This is a genomic window from Pseudomonas lactucae (genome assembly GCF_036688725.1).
In the GTDB taxonomy this organism is placed as follows: domain Bacteria; phylum Pseudomonadota; class Gammaproteobacteria; order Pseudomonadales; family Pseudomonadaceae; genus Aquipseudomonas; species Aquipseudomonas lactucae.
Window position 1 is genome coordinate 17402 of record NZ_JAQQPT010000021.1, and the last position, 20081, is coordinate 37482.

The following is a 20081-nucleotide window of genomic DNA, read 5'->3' on the forward strand; positions in this document are numbered from 1 at the left end:
GGCCTTGAGAGGGATTTGGCCGCACTCTATGGTTGGTCTCGCAAAGCATCTGAAACTTTTCGCTTGCGGAGAACAATAACAATGCCTGAACACACCGCCCAAACCGCCCGGCGCGACTACAGCCTCACTGGCCCCGAAGCTGCCCGCGCGGCTGAAAAAGGCCTGGTCTCGGCCAGTTGGTATCAATCGCCGATTTCCCGTAAACGCATGAAAGAACTGATGCAGCGCCGCGACGGACCCGCGTTGCTCGACACGGCCATATGGGTGGCTGCGCTGTTGGCCACCGGTTTTGGTGGTTACTGGTTCTGGGGCTCGTGGGCCTGCGTGCCCTTCTTTATCGTTTACGGTGTGCTCTACGGCACCGCTTCCAACCCGCGCTGGCACGAGACCGGCCACGGCACTGCGTTCAAGACCCGTTGGATGAATGACGTGCTGTACCAGGTCGCGTGCTTCATGTGCATCTTCGAACCCCATGTGTGGCGCTGGAGCCATGCCCGCCACCACACCGACACCATCGTCGTCGGGCGTGATCCGGAGATTGTCGAGCCGCGTCCGCCGAGCCCGTGGATGATGTTTCTCAGCCTGTTCAATTTGCCCCTGGCCTGGAAAACCTTCAGCGGCGTGGCACGCCATGCGGTCGGGCGGATGAGTGCCCAGGAGCAGGACTTTATCCCTGAATCGGAGTGGCCCAAGGTGTTCCGCGCCGCGCGGATCTGGGTGGGTCTTTATGCGGTGCTCATCGGCACGGCGTTGTACCTGCACAGCTGGCTGCCGCTGATGCTGGTGGGCCTGCCGAGTATTTATGGCGCCTGGCTCGGCTACATATTTGGTCTGACCCAGCACGTGGGCCTGGCCGAAGACGTGCTCGACCACCGCAGCAACTGCCGCACCATCTACATGAACCGCGTGCTGCGCTTTATCTACATGAACATGAACTACCACCTTGAGCACCACATGTACCCAATGGTGCCGTACCACGCCCTGGCGCAATTGCACGAAGAGATCCGCGGCGACTGCCCGCCGCCGTACGCCAATCTGTTCAAGGCTTACCAAGAGATCATCCCGACGCTCTGGAAGCAGCGCAGCGACCCGACGTATTTCGTGCAGCGGCCGATTCGCTCCCAGGCGGAACCGGCTGCCAATGCCCCGGCACATGCAGAAGCTGCTGTTAGCTAATCCTCCTTAAAACAAGAGATAACACCATGAACGATCAATGGATCGACGTCTGCGCCGTGGGCGAAATAGACGAGGAAGACGTGCTGCGCTTCGATCACGGTGCCCACACCTATGCGGTGTTCCGTTCGGCCGACAATGAATTTTTTGCCACCGCTGGCCTGTGCACCCACGAGAAAATCCACCTCGCCGACGGCCTGGTGATGGACCATGTGGTCGAATGCCCCAAGCACAACGGGCGTTTCGATTATCGCTCGGGCAAGGCCCTCGGCGCGCCAGTGTGCGTCAATCTCAAGACCTACCCGGTGCGGGTCGAAGCGGGGCGGGTTTTACTCGCTGTCACGGCGTGATGATGAGCGACGCTCTGATCATCGTCGGCGCCGGCCATGCCGGTGGCCGTGCGGCGTTGACCCTGCGCGAAGAAGGGTACACCGGGCGCCTGGTGCTGATCGGCGACGAACCGCACCTGCCCTATGAGCGGCCGCCGCTGTCCAAGGGGTTGCTGCAGGGCACCACGGACCTGACGGCGTGCAGCCTGTGCGACAGCGCACGGATGGCTGAGTTGAATATCGAACATATCGCCGGTAACCCGGTGACCTGTTTGCAGCCACAGCAACAGCGGCTGCAACTCGCCGATGGCCAATGGCTGGGCTATGCCGGTTTGCTGCTGGCCACTGGCGGCCGGGCGCGGCGTTTGCCTCAAGCGCAAGGCAACCTGCTTTACCTGCGTACCCATGATGAAGCCGTGGCCCTGCGCAGTGCCTTGCGTCCCGGCGCGCGGCTGGTGATTGTCGGCGGTGGGTTTATCGGTCTTGAGGTCGCCGCCACGGCCCGAAGCCTGGGCTGTGAGGTCAGCGTGCTCGAAGCCGGGCCGCGTCTGGCGGGTCGGGTATTGCCGCCGGTGATCAGCCAGGCGCTGTTGGATCTGCACCGCGGTCAAGGGGTCGATGTTCGGTTGAACGTGGCAGTGGAAACCATCCATGACGACGCCGTGCAATTGGTTGACGGGCAGGTGCTGCCCTGTGACCTGGTGGTGGTGGGCATCGGCATGCAACCCAATCTCGAACTGGCCGCCAACGCAGGATTGGAGGTCGGGCAGGGCATTCGCGTGGACGCGTACCTGCGGACCAGCGCGCCGAACATCTATGCGGCTGGCGATGTCTGCGAGTTTCGCCTGGCGGGTGAGTATCAACGCCAGGAAACCTGGCGCAACGCCGAGGCGCAGGGGCGGCATGCGGCGTTGAATCTGTTGGGGCGTGAGGTGGCTTTTGACGCAATCCCCGGTTTCTGGTCCGACCAGTACGATTGGGGCTTGCAGACGGTGGGTGTGATGAGCGCCGCGACAGTCAGTCGCGTACTGCCGGCAGGCGGCCTGCTGCTGTTCTACCTCGATGCAGAGGGCCATTTGCAAGGCGCCTGCGGCTGGGGGCCGGGCAACAGCGTGGCCAAGGACATCAAGTTGTGCGAACGCCTGATCAGTGCCCATATCCCGCTCGACCCGGCCGGCCTGGCCGATCCTGAGCTGTCCCTTAAACAGTTGCTGCGAGGCTGACGATGCGCCAATTCCTGGTATTCCAATCGCTGTGGGCCATGCAAACCGAACCCGGCACGCTTGACGCGCAGCTGGATCGAATTGCCGAGGCCGGATTCGACGGCATCACCGATCACTATTGGCGGCCCACCGAGGTGGCGCGCCTGCACGCCGCCGCCTCGGCCAGGGGCTTGCAGGTCGAAGGGCAGTTGTTCCCGCAATCGGTGGACGACCTGGCCGCCGCGCTGGATGTGATCAACGGCTATGGCTGCCACCACCTCACCCTGCAAGCCGACGTGCGCCCGCGTACCCAGGTCGAAGCGGCCCGGCTGATCGAAGGCTGGCAACGCCTGGCCGAGCAGGTGGACTTTCCGGTGCTGCTGGAAACCCACCGTTATCGCCTGACCAATGATCTGCTGTTCACCCTCGACCTGCTGGCGCAGATGCCCGATTTGAAATTGCTGGCCGACCTGTCCCACTACGTGGTCGGGCGCGAACTGCCCGAGCCGGGCGCAGTCGAGGACGATGAGCAGATCCGCACGATCCTGCGGCACAGCTGGGGTTTTCATGGCCGCGTCGCCAGCTGCGAGCAGGTGCAGGTATCGCTGGAATTTCCCCAGCATCGCGCCTGGGTCGAGCGCTTCACCGGCTGGTGGCGCTATGGGATCGAAGACTGGCTGGCCCGCGCCGATACGCCGCAGAGTTTGTCGTTCACCTGCGAACTCGGTCCGCCGCCTTATGCGATTACCGGCGCGGATGGGCGCGAGATCAGTGATCGCTGGGCTGAGGCGCTGAAGATGAAAGCACTGATTCGCCAGGTTTGGGGCGATTGCGTGCTGGTCGCCTCGAAGAGCTGATGGAGCGCAATCGGGGCGTAGGTATTTACACATCTCGGATGCGACTTGAACCTGTGGCGAGGGAGCTTGCTCCCGTGACGACCGAGCAGCTGGTACATATCTACCTAATGCCCTGCGATCCAAATGTGGGAGTGGCGGTGCGACGATTCGACTTGCCCCCCGATGGCGGTCTGACAGCCGACCAGAATGTTGGATTCGACCGAGTACATATCCATTCCTGCGGTAACGGCCGCTTATGGTTCCGCTTTTACAGCGTGTCACTTTTGGAAGAGCGCTGTACGGACCGGAGACATGGTGGACGAAGCTATACAGACAGACTCAACTCAATAACCCGGTGCTCACCGCCACAATCAGAAACACCCCCAACAGCGCCCGGTAGATCACGAACGGCCAGGTGGAAAAGCGCTCCAGAAACTTCATCAGGCCCCAGATCGCAAAGAACGCCGAGATGCTGGCCACCACCAGCCCGAACAGCAGATGCGGCCAGGCGTGGGGCGGCAGGTCGGCGTGCAGCAGCACCCACAGCTCTTTCAAACCGGCAAGCGCGATGGCGGGCAACCCCAGCAGGAACGAAAAACGTGCGGCTTCTTCGCGCTTGAAGTTCAGGAACAGCGCGGCGGTCAAGGTTGAGCCGGAACGTGATACGCCAGGAATCAACGCGCCAATCTGCGCGATACCCACGATCAATGCATCGCGCAGGCGCATCTGGCCCACCTCGCGGGTATGCCGCGCACGCAACTCGGCCGCCGCCAGCAATACCGCCATCACCAGGCAGGCAATGCCAATCACCATCAGCCCGCGCAACGGCGAGTTGCACGCGTTCAAGGTCGAAGACAGCACCAGGCCGGCGATGCAGATCGGTATCGTCGCCAGCACGATCGCCACCGCCAGCCTGAACCAGCGGTCGTTATAGTCACCCCGGCGCACCGCGCCGATGCTGCCCGTGGTCACCTGGCGAACATCGCGCCAGAAATAACTCACCACCGCCGCCAGCGCCGCCAATTGCATCGCCGCCGAAAACGCCGAGCCGGGGTCTTGCCAGCCGAGCAGGGCGGGGACCACACGCATATGGGCGGTGGAGGACACCGGCAGCAATTCGGTAATGCCCTGGATCACTCCCAGGATGAAGATCTGCAGGTAATCCAGGGACGCAAAGCCCACATCCAGGCCGGCGGAACAGACGTTCGTCAAAATAGGTGTCCTTGAGAAAGGGGATTTTGGCGAAGTCTATTCGAAATGTTTCAGCGCTTCGGCAAGGGCGCGCGGCTATTTGCAATCGGTTCAGCCAATAGAAAGGTTCGCCGCTGTATTGGACTGTTCCGGCGATTTGTGAACAATGGCGCCCTGCGTTTTTTCACTGAGAGCCCCATGCCTGAAACCACTGTCGAACTGATTCAGACCGGTCCTGAAGAGGCCCAACTGATCCGCAACCTTTACCAGTATTACGCCTATGAGTCCTCGGACTGGGAGCAGGAAGATGTCGAGGCCGACGGCCGCTTCTACATCCACGACGAACACCTGGCCCGCTACTGGCAAGACCCGCGCTGGAGCGCCAATCTGCTGCTGGTGGATGGCTTTATCGCCGGCTTCCTGTTGATCGAGGACAGCGAGGTGCCGGGTATCGACGCGCTGGAGCTGGCCGACCTGTTCATCCTCAAGCGCTACCGCCGCAAAGGCATTGGCCGGGCCATCGCCACCCAGGTGCTGTGCAGCGGCGAGGCCAATTGGCTGGTGCGCTTTTATGATCAGGACGAAGTGTCCCAGGCGTTCTGGCGCACGGTACTGGATAACCTGCCGCGCCCGGTGCAGACGATTGAACTTGAGGATGAGCCGCAGTTGGTGAGTTACCTGATCACGCGTGCGGCGCTGCATTAAACGCCTGCTGCATCGCCTGCGGCGGTTGCCCGAATGCGCGTAGAAACGCCTGGCGCATGCGTTCGCGGTCGCCAAAGCCGGTTTCGCGAGCCACCACTTCCACCGGATGACGGCTGGTTTCCATCATCGCCCGTGCGGCTTCCACGCGCAGGGCTTCGATGGCCTTGGCCGGGGTTTGCCCGGTTTCTTCGCGGAACACCCGGCTGAACTGGCGCGGGCTCAGCCGCGCGACATCGGCCAGGGCTTCCACCGACAGGTCGTGCGTCAGGTTCTCGCGGGCGTAGGCCAGGGCCAGTTGCACGCGGTCGGACTTGGGGTCCAGTTCCAGCAACGCCGACAATTGCGACTGCTCGCTGCCCCGGCGCTGGGCGATCACCAGTTTGCGCGCAATGCGCCGGGCCAAATCGCTGCCCAGGTCGTTCTCCACCATGGCCAGCGCCAGATCGACACCGGCGCTCATGCCCGCGCCGGTCCACACCTGGCCGTCCACCACGAACAGTTTGTCTTCTTCCAGGCGGATGGCCGGGTAGCGCTTGCGGAACGCCGGGGCGTGAATCCAATGGGTGGTGGTGCGCTTGCCTTCCAGCAACCCGGCTTCGGCCAGTACAAAGATGCCCATGCACAGCGAGGCGACCCGGCGCGATTGGGCCGAGGCGGCCTTGACCAGTTCCAGCAGGTTGGCGTCCGGCAGGCGAAACTCCAGGTAGCCGCTGACGATCAGCGTGTCATAGCCCTCGGCCCGAACCACTGAGGTGTTTACCGAAAAACCCTGGGAGGTCATCACCGCGCCGCCGCTTTCCGACACCAGGTGAAACTCATAGGCCGGCTCGCCGCGCAGCAGGTTCGCGCACTCGAACACCGAACCCAGGCTGAGGCTCAGGGATTGAAAGTTCGGGTAAACCATCAGCGCAACGCTGTGCATCGTCATTCTCCAAGGCGGCGGGAGAGGGGATTGTCGGCGGGTGCCGGGTAAACGGCAACCGACTTCGGAGCGTGTCCGGAATCCTTGCGCATCTGACATTGTGAGCGTTTGGCGCGGCCCCTAAGATTCCCTCAACGAACTAGACGACTGGTCTAATCGGACAGGTGAAACATGAACAGCGAAACCAAAAGTGCACGGCAGACCATTCTCGACACGGCCCAAGTCCTTGTCGGCCGCAAGGGGTTTTCTGCGGTGGGCCTGAACGAAATACTTCAAGCCGCCGAGGTGCCCAAGGGTTCGTTCTATCACTACTTCAGCTCCAAGGATGCGTTCGGCGTGGTGTTGCTCGACACCTACTTCGACAACTACCTGCACGGCATGCAGCAACTGTTCGACGCGCCGGGCCTGAGCCACTGCGCCAAATTGATGCGCTATTGGCAAGCCTGGACCGACAACCAGACCGGCTGCACCGACGCGGGCAAATGCCTTGCCGTCAAATTGGGGGCGGAGGTGTCTGACCTTTCAGAGCCGATGCGCCTGGCGCTGCAGCGCGGTACGTCACGCACCATCGAATTACTCGCCACGTCCCTGCGGCGCGGCGTTGAAGATGGCTCCCTGGTGCTGGAGCACGGCCCGCACACCCTGGCCCCTCAGCTCTACGCGTTATGGCTGGGCGCCAGTGTGATGAGCAAGATCACCCGCACGTCCGCGCCTTTCGATGAGGCGCTGCGACTGACCCGACAGCTGTTGGGTCAACCTGAATACACTGACATTCACTGATCGAGGCACTGGAACATGAAAGTATTAATGGTACTGACCTCTCACGACCAGCTTGGCGATACCGGGCGCAAGACCGGCTTCTGGCTCGAAGAGTTTGCCGCACCCTATTACGCGTTCAAGGACGCCGGTGCCGAGGTTGTCCTGGCATCCCCGGCCGGTGGCCAGCCGCCGTTGGACCCCAAGAGCGATGAGCCGGATGCGCAAACCGAGCAGACTGAGCGCTTTGGCAAGGACCCGGCCGCCCAGCAGGCGCTGGCCACCACGGTGAAGCTGGACACAGTCAACGCTGATGACTTCGACACTGTGTTCTACCCAGGCGGCCACGGCCCGCTGTGGGACCTGGCGGAGTCGCCGGTGTCCATCGCGCTGATCGAGGCCTTCGAACGGGCCGGCAAGCCGGTTGGTTTTGTCTGCCATGCGCCGGGCGCCTTGCGTCACGTCAAGGCGATCAACGGTGAGCCGTTGATCAAGGGCCGCCGCGTCACCGGGTTCTCCAATTCGGAAGAAGAAGCTGTCGGCCTGACGCAGGTGGTGCCGTTCCTGATTGAAGATGAATTCAAGCAGTTGGGCGGCAAGTATGAGAAGGGCGCCGACTGGCAGTCCTTCGTGATCGTCGATGGTTCGTTGGTCACCGGGCAGAACCCCGGCAGCTCCAGCGAGGCGGCCAAGGCCCTGCTGAAACTCACCGCTTGAATTAACTGACCGCTCCATTCATTGGCGACTCTCAAGAGTCGCCAATGCTTTTGCTCGCCCTGAATTTGGTATATCCCCATGAATGACCGCATTTTGAATACCCCGATAAAACTGGGCCACCACACCCTGAACAACCGCGTGGTGTTGCCACCGTTGACCCGTCAGCGCAGTGCCCAACCCGGTGATATCGCCACCGAACTGATGGCCGAGTATTACCGCCAGCGCGCCGGCGCAGGTTTCATGGTCAGCGAGGGCACGCAGATCGAGCCGCGTGGCCAGGGTTATGCGTGGACACCGGGCATCTACGCCCCGGCGCAGATCGATGGCTGGCGCAAGGTCACCGATGCGGTGCATGCCGAGGGTGGGGTGATCTTCGCCCAGCTGTGGCATGTGGGGCGGGTGTCGCATAACGCCTTGCAGCCCGGCGGCGCCGCGCCGGTGGCGCCTTCTGCATTGCAGGCGTTGCAGGCCAAGGCCTTTATCGAAACTGCGCCTGGCGCCGGTGCGTTGATGCAGCCTCCGGTACCGCGTGCCTTGGCCGCGCTGGAGATCGAAGAGTTGGTCGGGTTTTACGCCCAGGCCGCGCGCAATGCGCTGGACGCCGGGTTCGACGGGGTCGAAATCCACGCGGCCAACGGTTACCTGGTCAACCAGTTCATCTCGGCCCACTCCAACACCCGTGACGATGAATACGGCGGCTCCCTGGACAACCGCCTGCGCTTTCTGCGCGAGATCGTCGAGGCGGTATGCAAGGTGGTCGGGCCGGAACGCCTCGGCGTGCGCTTTTCACCGTTGTTCAGCGGCACCGACGAGGACCGCGTCTACATTGGCCTGGTGGAAGAAGATCCGCACCACACCTATATCGAAGCGATCAAGGTGCTGGAAGCGTCGGGCATCGCCTATGTCTCCATCGCCGAGGCCGACTGGGACAACGCTCCCGTGTTGCCCGACAGCTTCCGTGAAGCCGTGCGCAGCACCTTCAGTGGGCGCATCATCTATGCCGGGCGTTACACCGCCGAGCGCGGCGCCAAACTGGTGGACGCGGGGCTGGCGGACTTGATCGCGTTCGGGCGGCCGTTCATTGCCAACCCGGACCTGCCGCAGCGGCTGTTCAATGGCTGGCCGTTGAACCCGCTGCGCGAAGAGGGAATGTATGGTGGGAGTGAGGTGGGGTATACCGACTATCCTGCGTATGCCCGTCCTTAGGCGAGTTCCCTTCGTCGGGTCTCGGCGGTCAAATGGACAGGCCAGGATGCGATTGCTACCTTATTAAAAGGTAATACCTTTTGATAATCGAGGGTTCGTATCATGGCCACGTCTATAAAAATCGATGATGATTTGAAACATCGCATCCAGCAGTTGGCCGTTGCCCGCCAGCGCACCGCTCATTGGATCATGCGAGAAGCGCTCTCCCAGTATGTTGAAAAAGAAGAAGCACGTGAAAGCTTCAAACAGGAGGCATTGTCGTCCTGGAAAAACTATCAGGAAACAGGCCAGCACTTGACTGGTGCCGAGACCAGAGCGTGGCTTGATACGTGGGGAACCGAGCAAGAGTCGGAGCAGCCCAAGTGCCACGACTGATTATGACGGCAACGGCGCTGGCCGGCCTGGAACGCTGCCGGCGTTTTCTAGTGGAAAAGGACCGGCAGGTGGCACGCAGAGCCGCTCAGGTCATAAGTAACCAGTTGGTGCGCCTGGAAGCTGACCCCAATATTGGCCGGCCCTTTGATCAGTTACCCGAATTACGCGAACTTGTTATCGCCTTTGGCGATGCAGGCTACGTAGCGTTATACCGCTTCAACCCTTCCGAGTCGGCCGTTTATGTGTTGGCCTTCCGGCATCAGAGAAAAGCGGGATACTGACTATCACACCACTCGCAACACAATCTTGCCGATATGATCCCCACCCTCCATCCGCGCATGAGCCTGGGCGGCGTCGGTGTAGTCGTACACCTTGTCGATGATCGGCAGGCAGCGACCCGCCGCCAGCACCGGCCAGATGTACTCGCGCAGCTGTTCGGCAATCGCCGCTTTCTCTTCGCCGGTGCGCGGACGCAGCAGTGAGCCTGTGATTACCGCGCGCTTGCCGAGGATGGTCAGCAGGTCGACATCATTGGCCCTTGCGCCGCCGAGGAAACCCAGTATCACCAGATGCCCGTCCATGGCCAGGGCCTTGAGGTTGTTGTTGAGGTAGGAGCCACCCATGATGTCGAGGATCACATCCACGCCTTGGTCGTGGGTCTGCTCGGCGATCACCTGGGCGAAATCTTGCTCGCGGTAATTGATCGGTTCGCCACCCAACGTGGCAATGGCTGCGCATTTGTCGGCACTGCCGGCGGTGGCGAAAGCCTGGATGCCGAACTCGCGGCACAGCATCAGCGCGGTGGTGCCGATGCCACTGGTGCCGCCGTGGATCAGCACGCGCTGGCCGGTGTGTGCGTCACCGAGGCCGAACAGGTTGGCCCATACGGTAAAGAAGGTTTCGGGCACGGCGGCGGCCTGGATCCAGTCCATGCCCTCGGGGATCGGCAGGGCTTGGCCGGCGGGGACGGCGCAGTACTGTGCGTAACCGCCGCCGTTGGTCAGCGCGCACACCTTGTCACCCAGGTTGAACGTTGACACGCCGTCGCCCAGCGCCACCACTTCACCGGCCACTTCAAGGCCAGGATACGGGCTCATGCCGGGTTTGAGCGGGTACTTGCCGGCGCGTTGCAGCGCGTCGGGGCGGTTGACCCCGGCGGCGTGCACGCGAATCAGGATCTCGCCGGGGCCGGCCACGGGTACATCGACCTGGCGCGGTTGCAGCACTTCAGGGCCGCCGGGAGCGGTGATTTCAATCAGGGTCATGTCTTTGGGAAGCGTCATTTGAGAGTACCTGCAGCGATGAGCGTATGGGTTGGGACCGCATCGAGCGGCCGGCGGTTCAGCAGGAGCATGCCCAGTTCCAAGGCCAGCGCGACCACGATCGCCGCGGCGGCGATCACGAACAATACAGCATGCTGACCGCCACTGAGATTGAACAGCGCCGAATAGGCGAAGCCTGCAATCGCCTGGAACGTGGCAAAGGATACGGTCGCGCGGCTCCAGGCCACTTGTTGCTGGTGATGGTTGGAGATCAACTCGTGCACCCGTGCCAGCGCCAACGGCACGATGCCCGGCGGGAACGAGCCGAGGATCACCGCCAGTGCGGCGAGTGCCATTAAGTGACTCGACACCGACAACGCGCCCACCGCGATGGCCTGCACCACCAGCACCAGGCGGATACTCAAGCGAGCGCCGAGTTTGTCCGCCAGAAACCCGTAGGTCACCGGCCCCGCAATCGAACCCAGGCCGTACATCACCCAGATCATCGCCCCCACATGCGCCCCGGCACCGAGGCCCCTGGCCACATAGTCCACCAGGAACACCATCGCCGGCACCAGGCCCGCGGCCATGAACGCGTACTGGGCAAACAGCAGGTATACGCCCGCCGGGGTTGGCGACCCCGCGTCGGCCTGCGCGGGCGCTTCATGCAGCGTGCCGCCAGGCCAGGCAAACCAGCTGGCGGCCGTCAGCACTACGGCCAGCAGGCCCAGGCCGAACCAGGTTTGCTGCAGGCCAAGGCTCAACAACGGCGGCACCAGCGTGCCCGAACCGGCGATGCCCAAGCCGATGCCCAGGAAAATCGCACCACTGGCCAGGCCTCTGCGCGCAGCGGGGACATGGGGCAGCACGGTGGCGGCCACCAGCACCATGATCGCGCCGCCGGCGATGCCCGACAGCAGGCGCCAGCCGAAGAACCAGGCCACCGACAAAGGGAAGCCACAGGCAAAGAATGCCAGGGTCACCGCGACCATCATCAGGCGCAGGGCGTTCTTGTTGGAGGTGCGCCGGGCGATGGGGCGACCGATCAGTGCGCCGATCAGGTAACCGACCAGGTTGGCGGCGCCGAGGTACACCACGTCGCTGGCGGAAAACCACTGCGCCTGGATCAATGAAGGAATCAACGGGGTATAGGCGAAGCGCGCCAGGCCGATGCTGACCAGGCTGGCGCACAAACCGGCGAAGATCGGCAGCCAGACGGCGCTGCGGGGTGGGGTGTCGTGCATGATGGCGATCCTGAGGATTTTTTCTGGTGCCCAGCATATCCACGATTGAAGGTGCAATAATGCAGCGATTACACGGCACAATGATGCATATATGCAGCAGGAGAGGACATGAACTGGGATGATGCGAGGGTCTTTCTGGCGGTGTGTCGCGAATCCACATTGCGCGGTGCCGCACGGGTGCTGGGAGTGGATCAGGCCACCGTCGGGCGGCGGATCAATGCCTTGGAAAAGTCCTTGAGCGCAACCTTGTTCCTGCGCACTTCCGAAGGCTACGCGCTGACCGCCGTAGGCGAAGCCGCGTTGCATTCGGTGGAAAAAATGGAGCGTTCGGCACTCGATCTGGAGCGCCAGATCCAGGGCCTGGACGATCGCCTGACCGGCACCGTGCGGGTCAGCACCACCGACTCCCTGGCCATTGATTTCCTGATCCCGGCCATCGCCAGCCTGCACGGCAAGCACCCCGATGTGCGCGTGCAGTTGGATGCCTCCACGCAGATTCTCAGCCTGGCCAAGCGCGAGGCCGACATTGCCGTGCGCAATACCCGCCCCGACAACCCCGACCTGATCGCCCGGCGCATCGCCTGCTGGCCAGTCGGGCTGTTTGCCGCCCAGGCCTATATCGACCGCCACGGCGTCCCCGACCCCGGCAGCCTGTTCGACGGCCACGACCTGGTGGTCTACCAGCCTTACCTGCAGACCCACAAGGACCTGACCCTGGTCAGCGAACCCCTGGGGCGCGGGCGGATTGTCGCGGCGTTGAGTTCCAGCCTGTTGGTGCGCCGCTCCATCGCGGCCGGGCTCGGTATCGGTGAGATCCCGGTGTACACCGGCGAACGCGACGGCCTGGTGCGCCTGTGGCCGGAGCGTGTGCGCCCGTTGCCTTACGATGTATGGCTGGTGACCCACGCCGACCTGCGCCACACCGCACGGGTGCGGGCGGTGATCGATGAGATCGTCGCGGCGTTTGCCGGCACGGGGGAGTGAAGGTCAGCACAGGCTTGCAAGCGTGCATGCGCCTCGGTGGACACAATCGACGTCGATAACCACCTACAGGGAGCGCATATGAACGAATCAAAACACCAGGATCTGGGGCTGTTGTTCCTGCGGGCGAGCGGGGCGCTGTTCCTGCTGTGGGTGCATGGCTTGCCCAAGGTGCTCAACTACAGCGAACAACTGAAGCTGATCGAAGACCCGTTTCACTTGGGTGTGCACATTACCTTGTTGCTGGCGATTTTCGCCGAGGTGCTGTGCCCTGTGTTGATCGTCGCCGGGGTGCTGGTGCGCCTGGCCTGTTTGCCGATCCTGGCGGTGCTGTTGATCGCCATGCTGGTGGTGCATCCGGAGTGGACGTTGTTGGAAGGGCAGTTCGGTTGGCTGTTGCTGATCATCTTTACCGGCGTACTGATCGCCGGGCCGGGTCGCTTCACATTGGGCGGGCGGTTTGCCTGAATAAAAAGGGCCGGGCAAGCCCGGCCAAATAAGGAGAGCGGTGTTTCAGCTGTTTCAGCGGTTCAGGAACGCCAGCAGGTCTTCATTCAATGCCTGGGCGTGGGTCACGGCGAACCCGTGGGGCGCGTCCTTGTAGACCTTCAACTCGGCGCCCTTGATCATCTCGGCCGCCACCTTGCCGGTGGTTTCGAACGGCACGATCTGGTCGCCGTCGCCATGGATCACCAGGGTTGGTACGTCGATCTTGGCCATGTCCGGGCGGAAGTCGGTTTCGGAGAACGCCGTGACGCAATCCACCGTCGACTTGAGCGAAGCCAGCATCGCGATCTGCAGGGTCTGGCTCAGCGTGCCTTCGGACACCACCTGGCCTTTGTTGAGGCCGAAGAACGGGGTGTTGAAGTCTGAGATGAATTGCGCCCGGTCCTTGAGCAGGCCCGCCTCGATACCCGCGAATACTTCGGCCGGCACGCCCTGCGGGTAATCCGCGGTCTGGCCGAAGATCGGCGTCACCGCACCCAGCAGCACCAGGCCGGCAACGCGGGCGCTGCCGTGGCGCGCGATGTAGCGGGACACGTCGCCGCCGCCCATGGAGAAGCCCACCAGAGTCACGTCCTTGAGGTCCAGGTGTTCGATCAATTGCGCGATATCGTCGGCGAAGGTGTTGTAGTCGTTGCCGGTCCACGGCTGGTCCGAACGGCCAAAGCCACGGCGGTCGAACGCGATGGTGCGGTAGCCGCGACTGCTCAGGTATTCCATCTGGTATTCCCACATGTCGGCATCCAGCGGCCAGCCGTGGCTGAACAGCACGGGCTTGCCGCTGCCCCAGTCCTTGAAGTAGATCTGGGTACCGTCTTTGGCAACGAATGTGCTCATGCAAAACTCCTTGATAGAGGTGGGTAAAACGCGGGGTCACTATTGCCGTTAAGCCGGTTCGTGGCTTGTACCGGTGTGCTTGTTTGGGGCTACCAACTGAACTTGAGTTCGACACCCAGGTAGTTGCTGTCCGCGCCGCCGGCATTGCGCAGGGTTTGCCCTACTGCGTAATGCACCGCTTCGACCGCGCCGGTGAGGTTGGGGGTAAAACCATAGTCGGTACGCAGTTGCGCGTAGGCGCCGGTCCAACGATCGCCCTGGCCGGCGGTGCCTGCCACCGGCAGGTTGGGTTGGGTGTACACCGCGTCGCTGGTGGTCTGTCGCCATAACAGGCCGACGGCGGTTTGCACGCTGAGTTTGTCGATTGGTTTTACCGTGATCGACGGCTTGACGTGGATCAGGTTGCTGTAGCCGGTGTAACCCGCCAGCGAAAAATAATAGCCGTTGGGGAACAGTGGGTTGAAGGTGCCAACAGTGCCGTCGCCGGTCCTGCGGTCGCCGGAGGCGATGTCCAGTTGCAGGCCGATACGCGGTTTCCAGGCCAGGCTGTCGAAGGTGTAGCCGGTGCGGCTGCCGCCGGCCCAGGCGCGAATATCCTTGCTGCCCACCGAACCACTTTGCAGCATGGCTTCGATGTCCCAGTCAAAGCCCAGGGCAGCGCCGCCCAGGCGCGCGTCGAACAGGTGGCGGGTCTCGTCGCCGTCGGCATCCAGGTAATGCGCGGCGCTGCGCTCATACACGCCGTAGTAGGCCGACAGCTCGTTCTTGCCCCCCACCAGCCGCTCGACGCGCACCATGTGAAAGCGCGCGTCGCTGTTGGACTTGTCGTCGAAATGCCGACCGTCCTGGTACTGCACCGGCTGGCTGGCGATGCCGATGAAGCGCCAGTTCGTGGTCTCCCAGTCCGCCCACAGCGCATCGAACGACTGCCGCACATTCGGGCCGTCCCGCGAGGAGATGAAGCGCTGCAAGTCGAAGGCAAAGTCCTGGCGTCCGGCCCGTGCCTTGAACGTGCCGCTGTCGAAGGTGTTGACGTACTCGGCAAAGGCCAGGCGCAGGTCGACGCGGTTCTGGTCGGCACCGCCGATGGTGGTCTTGTCATACGCCCGCACATCTTCCAGCTGGGTGAACACCCGCCAGTGTTCGTTCAGATGCAGGTCGGCGTGTACCTGGAAACGCTGGATCAGGTAGCGATCACGCTTCACGTCCTTCACGCCGAAACCACTGGCGTCGTTCATCTCGAAACGTTCACGCAAAGTCGCCCCGAGCGACAGGTAGGTGTACGGGTTGGCGCCTGACAACGGGATGTACTTGAGGTTGTCCAGCGCTTGCGTGCGCAGCGCCGGGTTCTGCAGTACGGACCAGTCTTCCTGCCAGCGATTGGCCTTGATGGCCGGCCGCGTCGGTTGCTCGTCGGCGTGGACGCCGCCGGCGAGCAGCGGCCACAGCACGGCCAGGCTCCAGCCTGTGCGACGCATCATTTTGCGGCGTTGAGTTGGTGAATTTCCGCGACGTAACCGCCGGGGAACTCGACCAGCGCGCTGCAACGGCCTTTGCTGTCGAACGCCGGCACGAGCACTGTGGCACCGGAACCGGTGGCTTTGCCCAGTGTGGCGGTCAGGTCGGCCACTTGGTAGCCGGTGGTTTCGTGGCCGAAGGGGTAGGGCAACTGGCCATTGGTGACCAGCACCGCCATGCGCCCGAACGGCGACTCGATATCGACACGCCGGTAGGTGCCGTTGGCTTGGCCCACGTCGATGCCCGGCGCATGCTTGTCATCGGTCAGCACTTTGCCGTGGGAGAAGCCCACGAACCCTTTGATAAACGCGTCGGCCCGCTCGGCGCTGAGGTACACGCGGTTTTCCGGGACGGTCTGGAAGGCCGCATAGTCCGGGGTCTTGGTGTGCCAGTAGAGCTGCATGTTCACGCCGCCCGGCCATTGCACCACGGCGTCACGCCCGATGGGGTCCGGGAAGTCGCTGACGATCACCGCGGCGCCGTTTTCGCGGGCGGCCTTGAGCGCGACGTCCATGTCCTTGACCAGATAGCCGTTGCGCTCCTGGCCGAACGGATGCGGAATCGGCGTGGTGAAGCCGAACAGCGACACCGTGCCCGCCGGCGTCTGCAGCAATTGCGAAGTGGTGCTGCTCGGCACCGGCAGCACATTCACCACCACCTGGGCCGTGCTCTTGCCGCCAAAGGTGGCGAGGAAGCTCTGGGCGAAACGGTCAACATCCGCCGGGGCGACATACACATGGCTGGTGTCATATTGCGGCGCCACGGCCACGCTCGGGGTTGCCGCGAAGGCATTGCCCATCATTGCGCTCGCCAGCAGCGTCAATGCCACGGATACCTTGATTGCTTTGTTACGCATGCCCATTCTCCAGCGCTTCTACGGGATAGAAAGCCGTGAGGTTAGGGGCAGGGGCGTGGTGGGAATTGTATGGACGTGCTCGGTTGAACGATTCAGCGTCTATGCTGGTCGATTGACTTTCAACGTCAGATCACACAGGTGAACGAAATGGCCAAGACTTACAGCTATGCCGCCCAGAACGCCAAGGACTCACTCAAACCCTTTACCTTCGAGCGCCGCGCGCCGGGGGCGGACGATGTGCAGATCGACATTCTTTATTGCGGCGTGTGCCACTCCGACCTGCACACCGTGCGCAACGAGTGGAGCAATACCCTTTACCCGTCGGTGCCCGGCCATGAAATCGTCGGCCGCGTCACGGCGGTAGGCGCCAATGTGAAGGCCTTCAAAGTCGGCGACCTGGCCGGCGTCGGTTGTATGGTCGACAGTTGCCAGCAGTGCGCGTCCTGCGCCGAGGGCGAAGAGCAGTACTGCGAGAACGGCTTTACCGGCACCTACAACGGCCCGGTATTCGGCGGTGAAAACACCTTCGGCGGCTACTCGGACAACATCGTGGTCAAGGAAAAATTCGTGCTGCGCATCTCCCACGACGCTGCCAACCTGGCCGCCGTGGCCCCGCTGCTGTGCGCCGGCATCACCACCTATTCGCCGCTGCATCACTGGAAGGTCGGGTCCGGCAAGAAGGTCGGCGTGGTCGGCCTCGGTGGCTTGGGGCACATGGCGGTGAAGATCGCCCACGCCATGGGTGCGCACGTCACGTTGTTCACCACGTCGCCGAACAAGCGCGAAGACGGCCTGCGCCTGGGCGCCGACCAGGTGGTGGTGTCCAGGAATGCCGATGAAATGGCGGCCGTCGCCAACAGCCTGGACTTCATCCTCAACACCGTCGCCGCGCCGCATGACCTCGATGCGTTCCTCAACCTGCTCAAGCGCGATGGCACCATGACCCTGGTCGGCGCCCCTGACAGCCCGCACCCGTCGCCGACGGTGTTCAACCTGATTTTCAAGCGCCGCAGCCTGGCCGGTTCGTTGATCGGTGGCATCCAGGAGACCCAGGACATGCTCGACTTCTGTGCCGAACACGGGATCGTCTCCGACGTGGAGATGATCGATATCCAGAGCATCAACGAGGCGTATGAGCGGATGCTCAAGGGCGATGTGAAGTATCGGTTCGTGATCGATATGCAGAGTTTGAAAAAGGAACGCCAGGCGGCGTGAAACACGCCTTGCTGAAACGTTGACGATCTAATGTGGGAGCGGCGGTGCGCCGCTCCCACCTTTTTTCGTCACACGCAATTGCCGCCGCTATGAAGGATTGCGCAGCACGCCGCGAAACGTCGCACTCAATGCGCGCAATGTGTCCTTGGAACGGCCATCATTGATGCGGCTGTAAAGCACCACTTCGCTCATCGGCAGCGGGGGCAAGTCGTACTGCTCACTGACGTCCACCGCGCCTGCCGGTGCCACGCGGTAGGCGAGGGCAGCCACGCCGAGCCCGGCGCTGACGGCGGCCCCCACGGCCATGACGCCGCCGCCGACAAACACTTCGATCCAGTCGATGCACGCCGTATCCAGTGCGCGCGTCGCCAAGTGGCGTACACCGCAAGGCGCGGCCATGGTCGCCATGCGCAGTGGCTGACCGGGGCTGTGCTGCCAGGCAGGGGCGGCGAACCAGCCAAAGCGCTCCACGGCTAACACTTCGCCGTCCTGGCGGTCGCCCTCGTTACGCACGATCACCGCGTCCAGCTCATTGCGGTCGAAGGCGGCCATCAGGTCGCGGGACGAGGCAATACGCACTTCAAGGATCACCAGCGGGTCATAGGCCGCCATGCGGCTGAGCCAGATCGGCAAGTCCGGTCCGGCCACATGGTCACTGATGCCGATCACCAGACGACGGGGCGCTGTGCTGCCCATATCGCCCAAGGCGCGTTCGTGGGCATTGAGCAGGGCACGGGCGGCCACGATAAAAAGCTCACCCCGAGGCGATAGCCGCACCTGTCGTGGGGTGCGCTCCAGCAAGCGATAACCGAGGCGTTCTTCCAGGCGCTTGAGCTTGAGACTGATGGCCGCCTGAGAGGTGTCGAGGGCTTCGGCGGCACGGGTGAAACTGGCGAAATCGGCCACCAGCACAAAGGCCTGGACGGTATCGATATCAAGGGGTTTTGACGTGTCAGTCATATTGGATGTTTATCGCAATTATATTGGTCGATATCTTGCTGAAATCATTGCCGCTGCGCAAGCTGGACGCTCAATCTGCACAGGAGCTGATTCATGTTTGCCAAACAGTATTCACACCGCTTGCCTGCCGACTACGACATGGACGTGATACGCCACCGCGCCGCGCAATTGGGGCCAGTGTGGGATCGCACCGAAGGGTTGCTGTTCAAGGCATTTATCGCCCAGGAGCGTGGGCAGGCACCGGGCGTGAGCAATCTGTATGCGTCCGTGTACCTGTGGTCCGACCCTTTGCAGGCCGCTGACTTCTTGCTCGGCGAGCGTTTTCAGAAGGTGCTCGATAGCTTTGGTCGGCCCGACATTGAGAGCTGGTTGCCGTTGGATGTTCTGCGCGGCCCGGCGCAGAGTGCGTTGAGCCTGTATCGCGAGGAGTGGGCGCTGGAACCGGGGGCTGACCGGTTGGCAAGGCTGGTCGAAGAGAAACGCCGCAATCGGCAGTTGGCCGATAGCAGCGACACGTTCGCGGTGTTCCTGGCCTTGGACGTGCAGGCATGGCGCCTGGTGCGGATCACTTTATCGAGCCACGCTCTGGATCCTGGCCATCCGGGCACCGGTTACCAAGTGCTCTATCTGGCCCAAGGCGTTGCGTCATAAGGCCAACTGCGCCAGTCTTGGTGGCCTCGACCTCTGCGTATCAGCGATCCACGATGCAAGCCACCCGTTTGACCCTCATCTGCCACGCCGTCACGCCCCTGCAAAAACAGGGGCGCTTTCCCGATGACGAGTCGGTGGTGATGGATTGGCAAGGCGCAGCATTGTCCTTGGCCGGTCGCTATAAGAAAGAACCGCGCCTGCTATGTGGGCCAGAAGCGCGCACGCGACAGACGGCGGGGTTGTTCGGCGCGCACCCGGTGATCGAGCATGCCCTGCGCGACGGCAACCTTGGCGTCTGGAAAGGCCAGGCAATCGGCGAGCTTGAGGGGGATTTATTGACTGCCTGGTGTACCGACAGCACGTGCGCACCGCACGGTGGTGAGTCCGTGGAGCAGGTGTGCAAACGGGTCGGGCAATGGATGAAAACCCTCGAAGCCCAGCCTGGCCATGTCGTGGCCATCACCCACCCCTTTGTGATCCGCGCCGCGCTGCTGTACGTCATGCAGTTCCCGGTCTCGATGTTTTACCGGATCGACGTCGAGCCGCTGTCGGCAACCCAATTGCGCTTCAACGACGTATGGCGCCTGCGCCTGGAAACTCACGCCTGAGTACGTGAACATGGCAAAATCCACGCCCCGCAA

23 protein-coding genes are annotated in these 20081 nt (G+C 62.7%); 15 read left to right on the forward strand and 8 right to left on the reverse strand.

What is annotated here, in order from left to right:
- Positions 1 to 81 precede the first annotated feature (81 nt).
- From V6M90_RS22650 to V6M90_RS22665, 4 genes are read left to right on the forward strand one after another with little or no spacing between them, the layout of a single operon-like run.
- Positions 82 to 1176 (forward strand): fatty acid desaturase family protein, encoded by a 1095-nt coding sequence (locus tag V6M90_RS22650; RefSeq protein WP_332847165.1) that lies wholly within the window; start codon positions 82 to 84, stop codon positions 1174 to 1176.
- Between the two features lie 26 nt (positions 1177 to 1202).
- Complete coding sequence (locus tag V6M90_RS22655) at positions 1203 to 1523, forward strand: MocE family 2Fe-2S type ferredoxin (protein ID WP_003173381.1); 321 nt, start codon at positions 1203 to 1205, stop codon at positions 1521 to 1523.
- 2 nt (positions 1524 to 1525) lie between these two features.
- Positions 1526 to 2725, forward strand: coding sequence for an NAD(P)/FAD-dependent oxidoreductase (locus V6M90_RS22660; protein ID WP_332847166.1), 1200 nt, complete (start codon positions 1526 to 1528; stop codon positions 2723 to 2725).
- Positions 2726 to 2727: 2 nt separating this feature from the next.
- Positions 2728 to 3561: a sugar phosphate isomerase/epimerase family protein gene (locus V6M90_RS22665; protein ID WP_141065003.1), complete on the forward strand. Its 834-nt coding sequence runs from the start codon at positions 2728 to 2730 to the stop codon at positions 3559 to 3561.
- A gap of 318 nt (positions 3562 to 3879) precedes the next feature.
- Here the strand turns inward: V6M90_RS22665 and V6M90_RS22670 are convergent, their stop codons facing one another.
- Positions 3880 to 4752: an undecaprenyl-diphosphate phosphatase gene (locus V6M90_RS22670; RefSeq protein ID WP_332847167.1), complete on the reverse strand. Its 873-nt coding sequence runs from the start codon at positions 4750 to 4752 to the stop codon at positions 3880 to 3882.
- A 177-nt stretch (positions 4753 to 4929) separates the two neighbouring features.
- Between V6M90_RS22670 and V6M90_RS22675 the strand changes: the two genes are divergently transcribed.
- A complete protein-coding gene (locus V6M90_RS22675) occupies positions 4930 to 5436 on the forward strand; it encodes a GNAT family N-acetyltransferase (RefSeq protein ID WP_080547080.1) in 507 nt (168 codons plus the stop codon).
- Here the strand turns inward: V6M90_RS22675 and V6M90_RS22680 are convergent.
- Positions 5414 to 6358 (reverse strand): GlxA family transcriptional regulator, encoded by a 945-nt coding sequence (locus V6M90_RS22680; protein WP_003173388.1) that lies wholly within the window; start codon positions 6356 to 6358, stop codon positions 5414 to 5416. The two genes, V6M90_RS22675 and V6M90_RS22680, sit on opposite strands and share 23 nt — an antisense overlap.
- Positions 6359 to 6529: 171 nt before the next feature.
- Here V6M90_RS22680 and V6M90_RS22685 point away from each other — a divergent pair, with 171 nt between their 5' ends.
- The 5 genes from V6M90_RS22685 to V6M90_RS22705 all read left to right on the forward strand — a co-directional run bounded on the left by V6M90_RS22685 (position 6530) and on the right by V6M90_RS22705 (position 9693).
- Positions 6530 to 7138 carry a TetR/AcrR family transcriptional regulator gene (locus V6M90_RS22685; RefSeq protein WP_141065005.1) on the forward strand — a complete coding sequence of 203 codons (609 nt, stop codon included), beginning with the start codon at positions 6530 to 6532 and terminating at the stop codon, positions 7136 to 7138.
- 15 nt (positions 7139 to 7153) lie between these two features.
- Positions 7154 to 7831, forward strand: coding sequence for a type 1 glutamine amidotransferase domain-containing protein (locus V6M90_RS22690; RefSeq protein ID WP_003173391.1), 678 nt, complete (start codon positions 7154 to 7156; stop codon positions 7829 to 7831).
- Between the two features lie 78 nt (positions 7832 to 7909).
- A complete protein-coding gene (locus tag V6M90_RS22695) occupies positions 7910 to 9037 on the forward strand; it encodes an alkene reductase (protein WP_332847168.1) in 1128 nt (375 codons plus the stop codon).
- 102 nt (positions 9038 to 9139) lie between these two features.
- The gene (locus V6M90_RS22700) at positions 9140 to 9412 is read left to right on the forward strand and encodes a CopG family ribbon-helix-helix protein (protein ID WP_042944530.1); all 273 of its coding nucleotides are present in this window, start codon (positions 9140 to 9142) and stop codon (positions 9410 to 9412) included.
- The gene (locus V6M90_RS22705; RefSeq protein WP_042944532.1) at positions 9400 to 9693 is read left to right on the forward strand and encodes a type II toxin-antitoxin system RelE/ParE family toxin; all 294 of its coding nucleotides are present in this window, start codon (positions 9400 to 9402) and stop codon (positions 9691 to 9693) included. Before V6M90_RS22700 ends, V6M90_RS22705 begins: the two co-directional genes overlap by 13 nt.
- A gap of 3 nt (positions 9694 to 9696) precedes the next feature.
- Here the strand turns inward: V6M90_RS22705 and V6M90_RS22710 are convergent, their stop codons facing one another.
- Both V6M90_RS22710 and V6M90_RS22715 read right to left on the reverse strand, forming a co-directional pair.
- Entirely contained in the window at positions 9697 to 10695 is a 999-nt protein-coding gene (locus V6M90_RS22710) for an NAD(P)H-quinone oxidoreductase (RefSeq protein WP_003173395.1), read from the reverse strand.
- Complete coding sequence (locus tag V6M90_RS22715) at positions 10692 to 11918, reverse strand: YbfB/YjiJ family MFS transporter (protein ID WP_003173396.1); 1227 nt, start codon at positions 11916 to 11918, stop codon at positions 10692 to 10694. The genes V6M90_RS22710 and V6M90_RS22715 overlap by 4 nt, the downstream gene beginning before the upstream one ends.
- Before the next feature lie 108 nt (positions 11919 to 12026).
- On the opposite strand from V6M90_RS22715, the gene V6M90_RS22720 reads away from it, so the two are divergent.
- Both V6M90_RS22720 and V6M90_RS22725 read left to right on the forward strand, forming a co-directional pair.
- On the forward strand, positions 12027 to 12902 hold the full coding sequence (locus tag V6M90_RS22720) for a LysR family transcriptional regulator (RefSeq protein ID WP_305429292.1): 876 nt from the start codon (positions 12027 to 12029) through the stop codon (positions 12900 to 12902).
- A 78-nt stretch (positions 12903 to 12980) separates the two neighbouring features.
- A complete protein-coding gene (locus V6M90_RS22725; protein WP_332847169.1) occupies positions 12981 to 13367 on the forward strand; it encodes a DoxX family protein in 387 nt (128 codons plus the stop codon).
- A gap of 54 nt (positions 13368 to 13421) precedes the next feature.
- Here the strand turns inward: V6M90_RS22725 and V6M90_RS22730 are convergent, their stop codons facing one another.
- The 3 genes from V6M90_RS22730 to V6M90_RS22740 all read right to left on the reverse strand — a co-directional run bounded on the left by V6M90_RS22730 (position 13422) and on the right by V6M90_RS22740 (position 16614).
- Positions 13422 to 14240 (reverse strand): alpha/beta fold hydrolase, encoded by an 819-nt coding sequence (locus V6M90_RS22730; protein ID WP_003173399.1) that lies wholly within the window; start codon positions 14238 to 14240, stop codon positions 13422 to 13424.
- An 89-nt stretch (positions 14241 to 14329) separates the two neighbouring features.
- A complete protein-coding gene (locus V6M90_RS22735; RefSeq protein WP_042944536.1) occupies positions 14330 to 15721 on the reverse strand; it encodes an alginate export family protein in 1392 nt (463 codons plus the stop codon).
- The gene (locus tag V6M90_RS22740) at positions 15718 to 16614 is read right to left on the reverse strand and encodes a glyoxalase (RefSeq protein ID WP_332847170.1); all 897 of its coding nucleotides are present in this window, start codon (positions 16612 to 16614) and stop codon (positions 15718 to 15720) included. The genes V6M90_RS22735 and V6M90_RS22740 overlap by 4 nt, the downstream gene beginning before the upstream one ends.
- Before the next feature lie 147 nt (positions 16615 to 16761).
- Here V6M90_RS22740 and V6M90_RS22745 point away from each other — a divergent pair, with 147 nt between their 5' ends.
- Positions 16762 to 17829: an NAD(P)-dependent alcohol dehydrogenase gene (locus V6M90_RS22745; protein WP_003173404.1), complete on the forward strand. Its 1068-nt coding sequence runs from the start codon at positions 16762 to 16764 to the stop codon at positions 17827 to 17829.
- A gap of 87 nt (positions 17830 to 17916) precedes the next feature.
- Here the strand turns inward: V6M90_RS22745 and V6M90_RS22750 are convergent, their stop codons facing one another.
- Positions 17917 to 18789, reverse strand: a complete 873-nt coding sequence (locus V6M90_RS22750) for a LysR family transcriptional regulator (protein WP_003173405.1) — start codon at positions 18787 to 18789, stop codon at positions 17917 to 17919.
- A gap of 93 nt (positions 18790 to 18882) precedes the next feature.
- On the opposite strand from V6M90_RS22750, the gene V6M90_RS22755 reads away from it, so the two are divergent.
- Both V6M90_RS22755 and V6M90_RS22760 read left to right on the forward strand, forming a co-directional pair.
- Positions 18883 to 19440 (forward strand): DUF4865 family protein, encoded by a 558-nt coding sequence (locus V6M90_RS22755; protein ID WP_332847171.1) that lies wholly within the window; start codon positions 18883 to 18885, stop codon positions 19438 to 19440.
- 53 nt (positions 19441 to 19493) lie between these two features.
- A complete protein-coding gene (locus V6M90_RS22760; protein ID WP_141065015.1) occupies positions 19494 to 20048 on the forward strand; it encodes a histidine phosphatase family protein in 555 nt (184 codons plus the stop codon).
- Positions 20049 to 20081: the final 33 nt, after the last annotated feature.

Bases quoted from the DNA above. Each gene is read 5' to 3' on its own strand.
- V6M90_RS22745 (WP_003173404.1), top strand. From the start codon at position 16,762: ATGGCCAAGACTTACAGCTATGCCGCCCAGAACGCCAAGGACTCACTC.
- V6M90_RS22665 (WP_141065003.1), top strand. From the start codon at position 2,728: ATGCGCCAATTCCTGGTATTCCAATCGCTGTGGGCCATGCAAACCGAA.
- V6M90_RS22715 (WP_003173396.1), bottom strand. From the start codon at position 11,918: ATGCACGACACCCCACCCCGCAGCGCCGTCTGGCTGCCGATCTTCGCC.
- V6M90_RS22680 (WP_003173388.1), bottom strand. From the start codon at position 6,358: ATGCACAGCGTTGCGCTGATGGTTTACCCGAACTTTCAATCCCTGAGC.
- V6M90_RS22685 (WP_141065005.1), top strand. From the start codon at position 6,530: ATGAACAGCGAAACCAAAAGTGCACGGCAGACCATTCTCGACACGGCC.
- V6M90_RS22735 (WP_042944536.1), bottom strand. From the start codon at position 15,721: ATGATGCGTCGCACAGGCTGGAGCCTGGCCGTGCTGTGGCCGCTGCTC.
- V6M90_RS22725 (WP_332847169.1), top strand. From the start codon at position 12,981: ATGAACGAATCAAAACACCAGGATCTGGGGCTGTTGTTCCTGCGGGCG.
- V6M90_RS22660 (WP_332847166.1), top strand. From the start codon at position 1,526: ATGAGCGACGCTCTGATCATCGTCGGCGCCGGCCATGCCGGTGGCCGT.
- V6M90_RS22695 (WP_332847168.1), top strand. From the start codon at position 7,910: ATGAATGACCGCATTTTGAATACCCCGATAAAACTGGGCCACCACACC.
- V6M90_RS22710 (WP_003173395.1), bottom strand. From the start codon at position 10,695: ATGACGCTTCCCAAAGACATGACCCTGATTGAAATCACCGCTCCCGGC.
- V6M90_RS22740 (WP_332847170.1), bottom strand. From the start codon at position 16,614: ATGCGTAACAAAGCAATCAAGGTATCCGTGGCATTGACGCTGCTGGCG.
- V6M90_RS22675 (WP_080547080.1), top strand. From the start codon at position 4,930: ATGCCTGAAACCACTGTCGAACTGATTCAGACCGGTCCTGAAGAGGCC.
- V6M90_RS22655 (WP_003173381.1), top strand. From the start codon at position 1,203: ATGAACGATCAATGGATCGACGTCTGCGCCGTGGGCGAAATAGACGAG.
- V6M90_RS22730 (WP_003173399.1), bottom strand. From the start codon at position 14,240: ATGAGCACATTCGTTGCCAAAGACGGTACCCAGATCTACTTCAAGGAC.
- V6M90_RS22690 (WP_003173391.1), top strand. From the start codon at position 7,154: ATGAAAGTATTAATGGTACTGACCTCTCACGACCAGCTTGGCGATACC.
- V6M90_RS22700 (WP_042944530.1), top strand. From the start codon at position 9,140: ATGGCCACGTCTATAAAAATCGATGATGATTTGAAACATCGCATCCAG.
- V6M90_RS22650 (WP_332847165.1), top strand. From the start codon at position 82: ATGCCTGAACACACCGCCCAAACCGCCCGGCGCGACTACAGCCTCACT.
- V6M90_RS22720 (WP_305429292.1), top strand. From the start codon at position 12,027: ATGAACTGGGATGATGCGAGGGTCTTTCTGGCGGTGTGTCGCGAATCC.
- V6M90_RS22755 (WP_332847171.1), top strand. From the start codon at position 18,883: ATGTTTGCCAAACAGTATTCACACCGCTTGCCTGCCGACTACGACATG.
- V6M90_RS22760 (WP_141065015.1), top strand. From the start codon at position 19,494: ATGCAAGCCACCCGTTTGACCCTCATCTGCCACGCCGTCACGCCCCTG.
- V6M90_RS22750 (WP_003173405.1), bottom strand. From the start codon at position 18,789: ATGACTGACACGTCAAAACCCCTTGATATCGATACCGTCCAGGCCTTT.